The following is a 13,255-nucleotide window of genomic DNA, read 5'->3' on the forward strand; positions in this document are numbered from 1 at the left end:
GGGTGTCGGGTATGCCCTCCGCCCCTGCCGACGACGCCGCGCGGGCGATCGAGCCCCTGCTGCACCCCCAGGGCTGGGCGCTGCTGAACTCCCTCCCGCCCTACCGGGAGCAGGACGTGCTCTCCCGCTCGAGCTCCCTGCGCGAGGCGGGTCACTCCCCGGAGCTCGTCTCCGCCGCCCTCACCCAGTCACGCCTGCGCGCCCGCGGCGAGGAGAAGTTCGGCGAGTTCGCGCGCTCCATGCTGTTCACCGAGCACGGCCTCGAGCAGGCGACCCGCCTGCCGGTCGCGGCCCTGCACGCGGAGCGCTTCCAGCGCGCCGGGGTCTCCGCCGTGGCGGATCTGGGCTGCGGGATCGGCGGGGACGCGATGGCCCTCGCGGGCCTCGGCCTCGACGTGCGCGCCGTGGACCGGGACCCGCTCACGGTGGCCGTCGCGACCGTCAACCTGCGCCCCTTCCCCTCCGCGGCCGTGCACCTGGGCAGCGCGGAGGACCACGACCCCGCGCTGACCGACGGCATCTGGCTGGATCCCGCCCGCCGCGCTCCCGCGCGCGGTTCGGCGCGCGGCGCCCGCCGGCTCCACGACCCCGAGGAGTACGAGCCGCCGCTGTCCTTCGTGCTCGACCTCGCCCGCCGGCTCGGGGAGCGCGGCGGTGCCGCGCCCGGGACGCTCGGCGCGCTCGGCGCGAAGCTCGGCCCGGCCGTGGACCGCTCCGCGCTGCCCGAGGAGGTCGAGGTCCAGTGGCTGTCCCTGCACGGGAGCGTGCTCGAGGCGGTGCTGTGGTGCGGCCCCCTCGCGCGCGAGGGGGTCCGGTCCTCCGCCCTGGTCATCGGCCGTGAGGGGGCGCACCGGCTGGACCTGCGCGCGGACGCCCCCGGCGACCCGGTGCCCGGTGCGCTCGGCGACCACCTCTACGAGCCCGACGGCGCCGTCATCCGCGCCGGTCTGCTCGGCGCCCTCGCCGAGCGGCTCGGGGCGCGCACCCTCGACCCGACGATCGCCTATCTCACCGCGGACCGCCGCGTCGACTCGCCCCTCGCCCGCGGCTACGCCGTCCGCGACGTCATGCCCTTCTCGATCAAGGCCCTCACGGGCTACCTGCGGGAGCACCGGATCGGGGTGCTCGAGATCAAGAAGCGGGGCACCGCCGTCGAGCCCGAGGAGCTGCGCCGCAGGCTGCGTCCCCGCCGCTTCGGCGACGAGGCCGCGACGCTCGTGCTCACCCGGATCGCCGGGGAGCAGTCGGTGATCGTCGCGTCACCGCACGGGAGCACGAGGGCATGACCGCCCCGGGCAGGGCCCCACGCCGCCGCGCGCTCGCGCCGCTGCTGGTCCTGCTCGGCGTGCTCGCCCTGGCGATGCTCGCCCTGGGCGCCGGGGCGGATCGCGGCACGATCGCCCTGTTCGACGGGCAGAAGCGCACCGCTCCCCCGCCGCCGGCCGAGGGCCAGGCCTATGAGGAGCCCGAATGGGCGACGGAGGACCAGCCCACGATCCCCCCGCCGATGGACCCGATGTCCCGGGAGTCCTTCGTGCGGATCCTCGTGGTGCTCGGCGTGATCGCCGCGGCCCTCGTGGCCCTCGTCGCCTATCGCATGTGGCGCCTCGCCCCGGAGCGGCTGCGCGGCGCCGGCGAGGTGGAGGACGAGGAGGGCTTCACGACGGAGCAGGCCCGGGACGCGCTCGCCGAGGCCCGCCGCTCGCTCTCCACCGTCGTCTCCGCGCACGACGCGGTGATCGCCGCCTGGCTCGCCCTCGAGCGGGCGATCGGCCGGGCCGGGGTGAGCCGTGCTCCCTCGCAGACGACCCTCGAGTACGTCGTGGCGGTGCTCGGCGCGCTCGCGCTCGACGCCGCCGCCCTCGACGAGCTCGCCGGACTGTACCGGCGCGCCCTGTTCGACCCGCACCCGCTCGTCGAGGCGGACCGCGACCGCGCCCTGCTGCTGCTCGAGCGGCTCGAGTCGCAGCTGCAGGAGGCGCCGTGAACGGGCGCGGCACGGGTCTCGCGGTGCGGCTGCTGATCGGCGCCGCGACCGCGCTCGTCGTCGTGCTCGTGTGCTCCCTGTTCGACCTGCAGCTCGCGCTCCCGCTGCCGCTCGCGCTCGGCCTCGCGGCCGGGGCGATCGCCTGGTGGGTGCATGTCGGCGTGGACCATGCCGACCAGCTGCACTCCCCGCCGCTGGACCTCGACGTCGACTACGCCCTGCCCCATGCGCAGGACCAGCGGGTGCGGCGGCTCGAGGAGACGATCCACGGCGCCGGCCCGCGCCGCCGGATGACGACCGGCGCGCTCGTGCGGGAGCTCGAGGGCCTCGCCGCGGCGCGCGGCGTGCACCTGGACCTGCCGCGCCGCAGCGGGCCCGACGGCCCCGAGGCCGTGCCCGTGGACCGGGCCGCCCTGCACCGCCACCTGAGACAGCTCGCCGCCGCCGACGAGGAGAGGCTCCCATGACCCACACCCCGCAGCACCCCGCCCCCACGGCCGGAGCGAGGACGCCCCCGCCGTCGGACGTACCCGCCGCGAGCCGCGCGGCGGCCCGTGTGCTCGATGCCGTCGAGGGCGCGGTCGTGGGCAAGCGCACCGCCCTCGAGCTCGTGCTCGCCGGGGTCCTCGCGGGCGGTCACGTGCTGCTCGAGGACCTCCCGGGGCTCGGCAAGACCCTCGCCGCGCGCTCCTTCGCGCAGGCGCTCGGGCTGCCCTTCACGCGCGCCCAGTTCACACCGGACCTGCTGCCCGCCGATCTCACCGGCGCCGAGGTGTTCGACCAGCGCACGGGGGAGTTCGTGTTCCGGCCCGGTCCCGTCTTCACGGGCCTCCTGCTCGCCGACGAGATCAACCGGACCCCGCCGAAGACCCAGTCCGCGCTGCTCGAGGCGATGCAGGAGCGGCAGGTCTCGGTCGAGGGGACGACCCGCCCGCTGCCCCGCCCCTTCCACGTGCTCGCGACCGCGAACCCCGTCGAGCACGAGGGCACGTACCCGCTCCCCGAGGCCCAGCTGGACCGCTTCCTGCTGCGGCTCTCCTTCGGCTACCCGACGCCCGAGGAGGAGTGGGACGTCGTCTCCCGTCGCCTCGTGCGGCGCCAGGAGGAGCAGTCCGTCCCCCAGGTGCTCGACGGCGAGGGCCTGCTCGCCGTGCAGGCCGCCGTGGAGACGGTGCACGTGGCCGACGCCGTGGGCCGGTACGCGGTCGAGCTGGTGGGCCGCACCCGCGAGCACGCGCACGCCCTCGTGGGCGCCTCGCCCCGCGGCACCCTCGCGCTCATCACGTGCGCGCGGGCGCTCGCGGTGATCCGCGGCCGCGACTACGTGGTCCCCGAGGACGTCAAGGCCCTCGCCCACCCGGCGCTCGACCACCGCGTGACCGTCAAGCCCGAGCTGTGGCTGCAGAACGCGACCGGTGCGGGCGTGGTCTCCGCGGTGCTCGAGCAGGTCCCCGTCCCCGCCGCGGAGCAGCCCTCGGCGACGCCCGGCCCCGTCGGCGAGCAGGCCGGCGGCGCCGGATGACCTCCTCCCCCGCTCCCCCGTCGACGACCCGGCGCCTGCGCGACCGGCCGTCGGCCGCGCTCGTGCGCGCCGGGGCCGTGGGCGGCGGCGGGGCGCTGCTCGCGGTGCTCGTGGGGCGCCCGCTCGTGCTCCTCGTCGTCGTGCCGCTGCTCGTGTGGGCGTTCGTCGCGTTGCTCCGCCGCGACCCCGAGGGCGTGCCCTCCGCACGGGTCGCGGCGTCGCGGCGGATCGTCGAGGAGGGCTCGAGCGTCGCGGTGGACGTGCGCACGGGGCCGGGGGTGCTCACCGCGGTGACCGTGCCGCTCACCCGCCACAGCGATCTCACGCCGCCGCACGGCTCCCTCGCGGGGGACGGCGCGGTGCGGATCGCGGTGCGCGCCCGGCGCTGGGGCCGGATCGCGGTGGGCCCGCTGCACGTCCTCGCCTCCGATCCCCTCGGCGCCTCGCGCGCGCAGGTCGAGGTCGCCCCCGTGCGCGTGCAGGTGCTGCCGGACGCCTCGGTGCTCGAGGCTCCCGTCGAGGTGCCCACACCGATCGGCGTGAGCGGGGTGCACCTCTCCCGCCGGCGCGGGGACGGCACGGCCCTCGCGGAGGTGCGGGCCTTCCGCCCGGGCGACCGCCTGCATCGCGTGAACTGGCGGGTCACGAGCCGCACCGGCACCCTGCACACTAATGCGACCTTCACCGAGCAGGACACGGACGTGCTCATCGTGACGGACACGATCGCGGACGTCCTGCCCGCGCCCTGGGCGGGACCGGACGCGCCCAGCAGCCTCGACGTGACCGTGCGGGCCACGGCCGCCGTGGCCCGCCACTACCTGAGCGCCGGAGACCGGGTGGGCGTGTTCGACGTGGGCCATCTGCTGGGCCCCGTGCGCCCGGGGACCGGGCCGCGGCAGCTGCGCGTGCTCACCGACGCCCTCTCGCGCGCCGCCCGTGACACGGGTGCCCCGAAGCCCGCGCGGCGCCTGCGCTCGGTGCGGCCGGGCACGCTCGTGGTGGTCTGCTCCCCGCTGCTCGCCGTGCCCGCGATCGAGCAGATCGGGGTGCTCGTCGCGCACGGGGCGGACGTCGTCGTCGTGGACACCCTGCCCGCGAGCGTGGGCGACACCTCGGTGCTCCAGGGCCGGCCGCTCGCCGTGGACGGCCGCGCGAGCGAGCGCTTCTGGGCGGAGGCCTGGGCGCTGCGGCGCCTGCAGCGGGAGGAGACCGTGCGCGAGCTGCGGGAGTCCGGGGTGTCGGTCACGCCCTGGGAGGGGCCGAGCTCGCTCGCTCCCGTGCTGCTCTCGCTCACCGCCGCCCGCACCGCGCCGCGACGGAGGCGGTCCTGATGCGGTGGATCCAGCGGTTCGTCGACCCGCTCGCCCGGGGACTGCTCCTGCTGCGCACGGTGAGCCCCGAGCAGGCGGGGCTGCGCCTGCTCGGCCTCGCCGCGACGGTGGCCGCGCTGCTGCTCACGATGCCCGGTGGCCTGTTCTCGGGGCTCGGCCCGGCGCTGCTGTCCCTCGCCGCGATCGCGGGGCTGATCGCCTCGACCCTCGCCCCGGACTCCGACCTCGGACTGCTCGCCCCCGCCGCCGTGGTGCTCGCGCTGGTGCCGCAGGCGGAGCTGACCGTGGGCCGGGCCGTGCTCGTGGCGCTGTGCCTGCTCGCGGCGCACTGCGCGTGGGCGCTCGCGGCGACGATCCCGCTGCACAGCCGCCTCACCCGCGCCGCGTGGGCGCTCACGGGGCGTGCGCACCTGGTGGTCCTCGTGGCCTCCGCGGCGGGGGCCCTCCTCGTGCTGCTCGTCTCCCGGGTGGACCTCGGCCCCTGGATGCTGGTCCCCGCGGTGCTCGCGCTCGCCGCACTCACGGTCGTGGTGCTCCCCCGCCGGGAGCGCTGAGGCGGGTCCCGTCGGCCCCACGGCCCTCCCGGTACGCCCTGGGCGGATCCCCGTGTTCCGTGCGCGACCTCCGCTTCCACCGCCGTGCGCGGGAGGTCTAGCGTGGTCGGCATGTGGCAGATGATGGACCTCCTGTACGGGCACAAGAAGCAGATGATCTCGCGCGAGGAGGCCCTCCCGGGGCGTCCCGGCTACGCCTATCCCCTGGTGCGCGAGCACGCGGTGCTCGGCACGGACATGCTCGGCCCCGACGCGCCGACGGACCCGGCCCCCTGGCCGGCGGGCTCCGAGGAGATCGTCCTCGCGGGCGGCTGCTTCTGGGGCGTGGAGCGCATCGCCTGGGAGGTGCCGGGCGTCCACACGACCTCCGCCGGCTATGCGGGCGGCTTCACCGCGCATCCCACCTACGAGGAGGTGTTCTCCGCACGGACGGGTCACGCCGAGGCCGTGCGGGTGGTCTACACGGGCGGCGAGGAGACCCTCCGCGCCCTGCTCACCGCCTTCTGGGAGCAGCACGACCCGACGACGGCGAACCGTCAGGGCAACGACGTGGGCACCGAGTACCGCAGCGCCGTCTACTGGACCTCCGAGGCCCAGGGCCGCGTGGTGCGGGACAGCGCCGAGCGCTACCAGCGCGATCTGGACGCGGCGGGCCGTGGCGCGATCACGACAGAGCTCGCCCCGCTCGCGGAGGCCGGCGACGGCCGCTACTACACGGCGGAGCCCGAGCACCAGCAGTACCTCGCGAAGAACCCCGGCGGGTACTGCAACCACGGGTTCAACGGCGTGGCCTGCTCGATCGGCTGAGCCCGCGGCGCGGGCCCGACCCGGATCCGTGCCGGATGCACGACGGGCGGCGACCCCGAGGGGATCGCCGCCCGATCGTCATCGGTGCGCGCTCAGCGCGTCAGTGCGCCCCGGGCTTGCCGGGCGTCGGGTTCGCGATGGTGAACCGGGGGGACGTGTAGGTCTCCCAGTCCGAGGGGTCCGAGGCGTCGCCGAGCGGCTTGAGCACCCGCAGCTCGAGCAGGTAGTCGCCGTTCTTGACCGACTTGGACTTCTCGTTCTTCAGCGCGTAGCTGCCGTCCCAGGCCCAGACCTCGGGGGACGCGGTGCGACCGAGGTGGTCCTCCGCGGCGACGTGGCCGACGGACGGGTTCACGATCTTCAGCTTCCCGTTCTTCTTCACCTCGTAGGCACGGACCTCGAAGCGCTCCGCCGGGTAGGCGAGGGAGTACGCGAGGTAGGGGACATCGCCGTCCTGCATCGTGTACGTGTGGCCGCCGTCGGGATCGAGGTTCACGCTGCCCTCGCCGTCGGAGACGCCGAGCGCAGGCAGGCCGGCGCCGGCGTCGTCGAGCACGGTGAGCGCCTGGTAGTCGCCGGAGAGACCCGCGAAGGGGACCACGAGGTCCTCGTCGGTGCCGGTCAGCGTCACCCAGCCGCCGTAGATGATGCCGTCCTCGCCGAAGTCCTCGCCGAGGGTCACCTCGACGTCGGCGCTGCCGTGGGCGGGGACGGTGACGGTGCTCGCGGAGGGCTCCGCGATCCCCTCGGCGGCGTAGAACTCCGGGTCCGAGGTCGGGGCGCCGGTGGCGACGCCGTGGCGGACGCCGACGTCGTAGGTGCGGTCCTCGTCGGCGGCGTTCGCGACCGTGATGGTCACGGTGCGGGGGCCGTCCTCGCCCTCACCGAGGGAGATCGACGGCTCCGCGACACTGGTCGTCGTATGCGCGGCGGAGACGAGGTCGAGCAGGCCCGCGCCCTGGCGGTGGACGGGCTCGAGGTAGCCCTGGTCCGGGACGAGGGACCAGGTCAGCGGGTCGGCGGTGTTCATCATCGCGGACTTGACCTGCGCCGGGGTGAGCTCCGGGGACTTCTCGAGCAGCAGCGCGGCGGCGCCCGCGACGTGCGGAGCGGCCATCGAGGTGCCGGACATGGAGCCGTGTCCGCCCTCCTCGAGCGGGAGCGTGGACCAGATGGAGCCGCCGGGGGCGGCGATGTCGGGCTTGAGCTCCAGCTCCGCGGTCAGGCCGTAGGAGGAGAAGTCGGAGACGAGGCCAGCGGTCTCGTTCTCGAGCACCGTGGTGCCCTCCTGCCAGGCCCAGGTGACCGGGCCGGCGGCGAGTGCCTCCTGGAGGGCGAGGCCGTCCGCCTGCGAGGCCATGACCACGGGGATCGTGAGGGCGGGGTCGCCCTCGACCGTCGGCGAGAGGGAGCCGGGGGCGTTGTTGTGGAGGATCACGGCGTCGTAGCCGGCGGACTCGCCGGCGAGCGCCTTCTCGCGGAAGCTGCAGGTGCCGCGCGAGACGAGCAGCGCCTGGCCCTCGCCCGTCGCCGCGGGGACGGCGGCGGGGTCGCAGGCGAGCGCGGCGTCGGTGCCGGCCTCGCCCGCCGCGACGAGCGTGAGCTCACCGGAGGTGGGCGGGGCGACGGCGCCCTCGGCGGCCGCGTAGCCGCGGTCGGCACCGGCGGCGGTCGCGAAGGGCGAGCGGCGGTGGGTGCTGTCCACGGAGGCGACGGTGATCGCGTCGGAGGCCACGCCCGGGGCGCCGCTCGAGAAGGTGCCGGAGGTGCCGGAGTTGCCGGCGGAGATCACGACGGTCGTGCCGGAGGCGACGAGGGAGTCGGCGAGCTGCGCCGTCGGGTAGTCCTGCCAGGTCATGAACGAGGCGCCGAGGGACATGTTGACCACGTCGGCGCCGTCGGCCCGAGCCTGCTCCATCGCCGCGAGGATCACGTCGGTGTCGCTCGTGCCGTCGCAGCCGAAGATCCGGTACGCGAGGAGGTCCGCCTCGGGGGCCACCCCGGTGACCTCGCCGTCGGCGCCGATGATGCCGGCGACGTGCGTGCCGTGGCCGCCGCAGTCGTCGGGGTACGCATCGGGCTGCGGGGTGCTGCCCGCGGTGGAGGAGTCGTAGTCGTCGCCCACGTAGTCGTAGCCGCCGATCACGCGATCGCCGGGGAAGTCGGCGGTCTCGTCGTCCGTCCCGGCGCCGCCGAGGTCGGGGTTGTTGTAGTCGATGCCGGAGTCGATGACGGCGACCTTCACGCCGTCGCCGGTGAGGCCGTCGACCTGCTGGAGCGTGTCCGCCCCGGTCATCGCGTTGCCGTACTCGTCCTCGGGGGCGGCGTCGGCGGGCCGCGGGGCCTCGACGGCGAGCACCGGGAAGACGGCCTCGACGCCGGGGACCTGGCGGAGGGCGGCGACGTCGGCGTCGTCCATGGAGACCGACATGCCGTTCCAGCCGCCCGTGAAGGAGCGCTGCACGGTGAAGGGGACCGCGGCGGCCTCCGCCGAGTCCTCGACCTTCTTCTGGGTGGTGCGGTTGGCGCCCGCGCTGCCGCCCTGGAGGGCGGGGTCGCCGGAGACCTGCACGAGCCAGCGGCCGGGGATCGCCTCGGCGGCGCCGTCGAGGAGGTCGTCCTGGACGGGGACGCCGACGCCGAGCTCGGAGGCGGAGCCGAGGGGGTCGAGGTCCGCGGGGGCGGCGAGGGCGGCGGGGGCGGTGAGCAGCCCGGCGACGAGGGCGGCCCCGGCGGTCCCGGCGAGGAGCCCGCGGGCCCGCGGGAGGTGCCGGCGCGGGGCCGACGGCGGCGAGGAAGGAGAGGGCGGCGTGGATCTGACGGACATCGAGGAGGACCTCCGGGGTGGGGACGGGCGGTGCGCCGCGCTCGCGCGCCTCCGGGACCGTTCCCGGGGCGCACCGCTGGCGGCATTCGACCATGTGCGCCGCGTCACGGGGCCGGAATCGCCCCGGAGACGCAAACCGTTATTCGGCCGTGACCGGGACGACACGGTGACGTTCCGATCACGTCACGCTCTGACCTGCGGAGTCACGGTCCCCGCGTTCTAGGCTCGTCGCATGCTGGACTTCCTCGCCGCCTCCCCGCTGCTCGTCCTGCTCCTCGTCATGGCGGCGGGCTCGGCCCTCGGATCGGTGCGGCTGGGGCCTGTGCGCTTCGGTGCGGCGGGCGCGCTGTTCGTGGGGCTCGCCGTGGGCGCGCTCGATCCGCGCCTGGGCGAGGGGCTCGCACTGCTGCAGGCGCTCGGCCTCGCCCTGTTCGTCTACACGACGGGCCTCGCCGCGGGCGCGACCGTCTTCCGGGACCTGCGCACCCAGACCCGGCTCGTGCTCGGGGCGACCGTGCTGCTCGTGCTCGTGGGCGCCGCGAGCCTCGGTGCGGCGCGGCTGCTGGGACTGGACACGGGCGCGATCGGCGGCATGTTCGCCGGCATGACCACCGCCTCCCCCGCGCTCGACACGGCGACCGCGGCGACCGGCGGCTCCCCGCAGCCGGCGATCGGCTTCGCGATCGGGTACCCCGTCGGCGTCGTCGTCTCCCTGCTCGTGCTCTCCGCCGTCGCGCACCGTCCGCTGCGGGGGCACCGGGACCCGGCGCCGTCCTCCGCGGCGGGCCTGCTCACCGTGACCGTCGAGGTCGAGCGGGCGATGACGGTGCGGGAGATCCCCGGCATCGCCGCGACGACGGGCCTCGCGGGAGGCCAGGTGCGCATGTCCTACCTGCTGCGCGGCGGCGCCGTGCGCGTCGCCCGGCCGGAGGACTCGCTCGAGGTGGGCGACCGCCTGCTGCTCGTCGGCGTGCCGGAGGCCGTGCGGCTCGCCGCGGAGGCCCTGGGGCACGTGGTCCCCGAGCACCTCGCGGACGACCGCTCCGTCGTCGACTACCGCCGCTGGGTGGTCTCCGACCCGCAGATCGCCGGGCGCACCGTCGCCCAGCTGCGGATCCCCTCGCGGTTCGGCGGGATCATCACCCGGGTGCGCCGCGGGGACCGGGACCTGCTCGCCGTGCCGGACATGCCGCTGCACCTCGGCGACCGGGTGCGGGTGGTCGTGCCGCGCGAGCGGATGGGCGAGATCTCCGCCCTGTTCGGGGACAGCGAGCAGCGCATCACCGAGGTGGACTGGACGAGCGCGGGCCTCGGCATCGCCCTCGGCGTGCTCGCGGGGCTCGTCGCGGTCCCGCTCGGCGGCGGGGCCTCCGTCGCGCTCGGCGCGGCCGCCGGTCCGCTCGTCGTGGGCCTCGTGCTGGGCCGGATCGAGCGGACGGGCCGGCTCGTGTGGACGATGCCGAGCGCCGCGAACCTCACGATCCGGCAGCTGGGGCTCGTGCTCTTCCTCGCCTGCGTGGGCCTCGCGAGCGGCCACTCCTTCGCGGCGACCGCCTTCAGCCTCACGGGCCTGCAGATCGCCCTGCTCGCCGCGGTGCTCACGGCCGCGTCGGTGCTCGCCCTGCGGGAGCTGGGCCGGCGGCTCGGCATGTCCACTCCGCGCACGCTCGGCGCGATGGCCGGCTTCGTGGGCCAGCCGGTGCTGCTGGGCCACGTCCAGTCGCTCACGGACGACGAGCGCGCGGAGACCGGCTACTCCGCCCTCTTCGCCGTCGGCATGGTCGTGAAGATCCTGGTGGTGCAGGCGATCGTGCTCCTGTGAGCCGGCCCGGGGCCCGCCGTCCCGCTCCCGCTACGCTCGTGCCGTGACCCTCGCCGCCGACCCGCCCCGCCCCGTCGCCGCCGCCGGTCCCCGCCCGGTGCGGAGCCTGCTCACGGCGCGGGTGCTCGTGCCGCCGCTGATCGCCCTGATCGCGGCGCTCGGCTACGGGCTGCTCGGCGTGCAGCAGTGGCGCTCGCTCGACGCGCCGTCCTGGGACCTGGGGATCTTCACCCAGCTCGCGAAGGACTACGGCACGTTCTCCGCCCCGATCGTGCCGATCAAGGGGGACGGCGCGAACCTGCTGGGCGACCACTTCCATCCGATCCTCGTGCTGCTCGCCCCCGTGTGGTGGGTGTGGCCCTCGGGCGCGGCGCTGCTGTGGACGCAGGCGCTGCTGCTGGGCGGCTCCGCGATCCCTCTCGCACGGCTCGCGATCGACCGCCTGGGCACGCTCCCCGGCACCCTCGTGGGCCTCGCCTACGCGCTGTCCTGGGGGCTGCAGGCCGCGGCGGCCGTGCAGTTCCACGAGATCGCCTTCGGGGTGCCGCTGCTGGCCCTGTCCCTCACGGCCCTGCTGCGCGGGCGGGTGCGGGCGGCGGCGCTGTGGGGCGGGGCGCTCGTCCTGGTCAAGGAGGACCTGGGGCTCACGGTGCTGATGCTGGGGCTCGTCATCGCCTGGCGGTCGCACACGGAGGAGCGGTCACGCGCCGAGGGACGGCACTGGGGCCTGGGCCTCGCCGCCTGGGGGCTCGCCTGGTTCGTGCTCTCGACCTTCGTCATCCTGCCGCTGCTGAACGTGGCCGGGCGCTACGACTACACGGGCAACCTCGGGTCCGTCTTCGACGTGTTCACCCCCGCCTCGAAGTGGCAGGTGGTCCTCATGCTGCTCGCGCTGGCGGGGATGGTGGGGCTGCGCTCCCCGCTCCTGGTGCTCGTGCTGCCCACGCTCGCCTGGCGCTTCACCGGCACGGTCGAGTTCTACTGGGACTGGACCTGGCACTACAGCGCGATCCTCATGCCGGTCATGATCGCGGCGCTGCTCGACGCGCTCGGCGACCGCCGCACGGGCCGCGCGGGCGACTGGACGGGGACCTCTGCGGCCCGGCCCGGCGCCGTGGTGCGCGGCCTCGCGATCGGTGTGTCCCTCGCGGTGACGGCGACCCTGGGCGGGGCACTGCCGCTCGTGGACGTGCTGCGTCCCTCCGCCTGGCAGGAGAGCCCGCGGCTCCCCGCGGCCGAGCGCGCCCTGGACGCGCTGCCCGAGGGCACCGTCGTCGCCTCCGACATCACCCTGCTCGCCCGTGCGGTCCCGGACCACGACGTGCAGTGGGTGCACGGGCCGAACCAGCGGGTCCCGCAGTGCGTGCTCGTCGACGAGCAGGCCTTCTCCTGGAGCGGCGCCCCGCCCTCCGACGTCGCCGCCTGGGCGCACGAGCAGTACGGGTCGACCTACTCCGTGACCTCGGACGACGGCGGCTTCGTGGTGGCCTGCCGCTCCTGAGCGCCGGACGGGGCGGGGCTCAGCCCTCCGCGCCCGTCCCGGCGCCCGTCCTCGCGGCGGGATCGGTGACCGGCGAGGCGGAGCCGGAGGACGTCCCCTCGCCCGGCTCCCCCGGATCGGCGGTCCCCTCCGACGGCGTCCCCTCGCCCGGGGTGCCGCCGGTCGGCGTGCCGTCATCGGGATCGGGCACCGTGGGGTCCGGCGTCGTGGGCTCGGGATCGGCGGGGTCGGAGGGCGAGGGGCTCGCGGGCTCCTCCGACTCCGACGGGGTGCTCGACCCGCCGGTGCCGCTGCCGCCGGAGCCGCCCTGGCCACCGGAGCCGCCCTTCCCACCGGACGACCCCGTCCCGCCCGAGGAGGATCCGCCGCTCGACCCCGACCCCGACCCCGACCCCGAGGATCCGTGGTCCCCGCCGGTGCCGCGCGTCGAGCTGCCTCGCGTCGAGGACGTGGTCGCCGACTCGACGGGGGTGGGGTCCTCGGCCGCGGTCTCCCGGGCGGTGGGCTCCTCGACCGCGGGCGCGTCCGTCGTCGGCGCCTCGGTCACGGGCGCCTCCGTCGTGGGCGCCTCGGTCGTGGGCTGCTCGGTCGTCGGCTGCTCCATGGTCGGGGGTGCGACCGTCGGCTCCTCCGAGGCGGATGGCGAGGCGCTCGGCGACGCGGAGGGCGGCGTCGAGGCCACGGCGCTGCCGGCGCCGTCCTGTGCGGAGGATCCGCCGAGGGCGCCGAGCGGTCCCATGCCGGCGAGTCCGAGACCCGTCAGCCCGCCCACGAGGACGAGGCACGAGGCGGCCGCGAGCACGGGCGTGCGGCGGCGCGGCGGCAGGGGGAGGGAGCTGCGGATCCCGGTGGCTCGACGGCGCATGCGCACAGGGTATCGGGAGATTCCGAACCCCGACACCAG

General features: G+C 75.9%; 11 protein-coding genes. 9 read left to right on the forward strand and 2 right to left on the reverse strand.

Annotation, left to right across the window (positions count from 1 at the left end; genetic code table 11):
- Window positions 1–11: 11 nt before the first annotated feature.
- The 7 genes from C1N80_RS14640 to msrA all read left to right on the forward strand — a co-directional run bounded on the left by C1N80_RS14640 (window position 12) and on the right by msrA (window position 6,201).
- Window positions 12–1,286: a class I SAM-dependent methyltransferase gene (locus C1N80_RS14640; protein ID WP_137771449.1), complete on the forward strand. Its 1,275-nt coding sequence runs from the start codon at window positions 12–14 to the stop codon at window positions 1,284–1,286.
- Window positions 1,283–1,987, forward strand: coding sequence for a DUF4129 domain-containing protein (locus C1N80_RS14645; RefSeq protein WP_137771450.1), 705 nt, complete (start codon window positions 1,283–1,285; stop codon window positions 1,985–1,987). The genes C1N80_RS14640 and C1N80_RS14645 overlap by 4 nt, the downstream gene beginning before the upstream one ends.
- Window positions 1,984–2,454 carry a hypothetical protein gene (locus C1N80_RS14650; RefSeq protein WP_137771451.1) on the forward strand — a complete coding sequence of 157 codons (471 nt, stop codon included), beginning with the start codon at window positions 1,984–1,986 and terminating at the stop codon, window positions 2,452–2,454. Before C1N80_RS14645 ends, C1N80_RS14650 begins: the two co-directional genes overlap by 4 nt.
- Window positions 2,451–3,509 carry a MoxR family ATPase gene (locus C1N80_RS14655; protein WP_137771788.1) on the forward strand — a complete coding sequence of 353 codons (1,059 nt, stop codon included), beginning with the start codon at window positions 2,451–2,453 and terminating at the stop codon, window positions 3,507–3,509. Before C1N80_RS14650 ends, C1N80_RS14655 begins: the two co-directional genes overlap by 4 nt.
- Window positions 3,506–4,840, forward strand: coding sequence for a DUF58 domain-containing protein (locus tag C1N80_RS14660; protein ID WP_137771452.1), 1,335 nt, complete (start codon window positions 3,506–3,508; stop codon window positions 4,838–4,840). The genes C1N80_RS14655 and C1N80_RS14660 overlap by 4 nt, the downstream gene beginning before the upstream one ends.
- The gene (locus C1N80_RS14665; protein ID WP_137771453.1) at window positions 4,840–5,394 is read left to right on the forward strand and encodes a hypothetical protein; all 555 of its coding nucleotides are present in this window, start codon (window positions 4,840–4,842) and stop codon (window positions 5,392–5,394) included. Before C1N80_RS14660 ends, C1N80_RS14665 begins: the two co-directional genes overlap by 1 nt.
- 111 nt (window positions 5,395–5,505) lie before the next feature.
- Entirely contained in the window at window positions 5,506–6,201 is a 696-nt protein-coding gene (gene msrA / locus C1N80_RS14670) for a peptide-methionine (S)-S-oxide reductase MsrA (protein WP_137771454.1), read from the forward strand.
- Between the two features lie 100 nt (window positions 6,202–6,301).
- Here the strand turns inward: msrA and C1N80_RS15965 are convergent, their stop codons facing one another.
- A complete protein-coding gene (locus tag C1N80_RS15965; protein WP_137771455.1) occupies window positions 6,302–9,028 on the reverse strand; it encodes a S8 family serine peptidase in 2,727 nt (908 codons plus the stop codon).
- A gap of 232 nt (window positions 9,029–9,260) precedes the next feature.
- Between C1N80_RS15965 and C1N80_RS14680 the strand changes: the two genes are divergently transcribed.
- Both C1N80_RS14680 and C1N80_RS14685 read left to right on the forward strand, forming a co-directional pair.
- Window positions 9,261–10,850, forward strand: a complete 1,590-nt coding sequence (locus C1N80_RS14680; protein ID WP_137771456.1) for an aspartate:alanine exchanger family transporter — start codon at window positions 9,261–9,263, stop codon at window positions 10,848–10,850.
- A gap of 43 nt (window positions 10,851–10,893) precedes the next feature.
- A complete protein-coding gene (locus C1N80_RS14685; protein ID WP_240811156.1) occupies window positions 10,894–12,351 on the forward strand; it encodes a DUF2079 domain-containing protein in 1,458 nt (485 codons plus the stop codon).
- A 19-nt stretch (window positions 12,352–12,370) separates the two neighbouring features.
- Here C1N80_RS14685 and C1N80_RS14690 read toward each other — a convergent pair whose 3' ends face one another.
- Window positions 12,371–13,216 (reverse strand): hypothetical protein, encoded by an 846-nt coding sequence (locus tag C1N80_RS14690; RefSeq protein WP_137771457.1) that lies wholly within the window; start codon window positions 13,214–13,216, stop codon window positions 12,371–12,373.
- Between the last annotated feature and the right edge of the window lie 39 nt (window positions 13,217–13,255).

Source organism: Brachybacterium sp. SGAir0954 (assembly GCF_005490785.1).
GTDB classification, from domain to species: Bacteria; Actinomycetota; Actinomycetes; order Actinomycetales; family Dermabacteraceae; genus Brachybacterium; species Brachybacterium rhamnosum.

Bases quoted from the DNA above. Each gene is read 5' to 3' on its own strand.
- C1N80_RS14640 (WP_137771449.1), top strand. From the start codon at position 12: ATGCCCTCCGCCCCTGCCGACGACGCCGCGCGGGCGATCGAGCCCCTG.
- C1N80_RS14645 (WP_137771450.1), top strand. From the start codon at position 1,283: ATGACCGCCCCGGGCAGGGCCCCACGCCGCCGCGCGCTCGCGCCGCTG.
- C1N80_RS14655 (WP_137771788.1), top strand. From the start codon at position 2,451: ATGACCCACACCCCGCAGCACCCCGCCCCCACGGCCGGAGCGAGGACG.
- C1N80_RS14660 (WP_137771452.1), top strand. From the start codon at position 3,506: ATGACCTCCTCCCCCGCTCCCCCGTCGACGACCCGGCGCCTGCGCGAC.
- C1N80_RS14665 (WP_137771453.1), top strand. From the start codon at position 4,840: ATGCGGTGGATCCAGCGGTTCGTCGACCCGCTCGCCCGGGGACTGCTC.
- msrA (WP_137771454.1), top strand. From the start codon at position 5,506: ATGTGGCAGATGATGGACCTCCTGTACGGGCACAAGAAGCAGATGATC.
- C1N80_RS15965 (WP_137771455.1), bottom strand. From the start codon at position 9,028: ATGTCCGTCAGATCCACGCCGCCCTCTCCTTCCTCGCCGCCGTCGGCC.
- C1N80_RS14680 (WP_137771456.1), top strand. From the start codon at position 9,261: ATGCTGGACTTCCTCGCCGCCTCCCCGCTGCTCGTCCTGCTCCTCGTC.
- C1N80_RS14690 (WP_137771457.1), bottom strand. From the start codon at position 13,216: ATGCGCCGTCGAGCCACCGGGATCCGCAGCTCCCTCCCCCTGCCGCCG.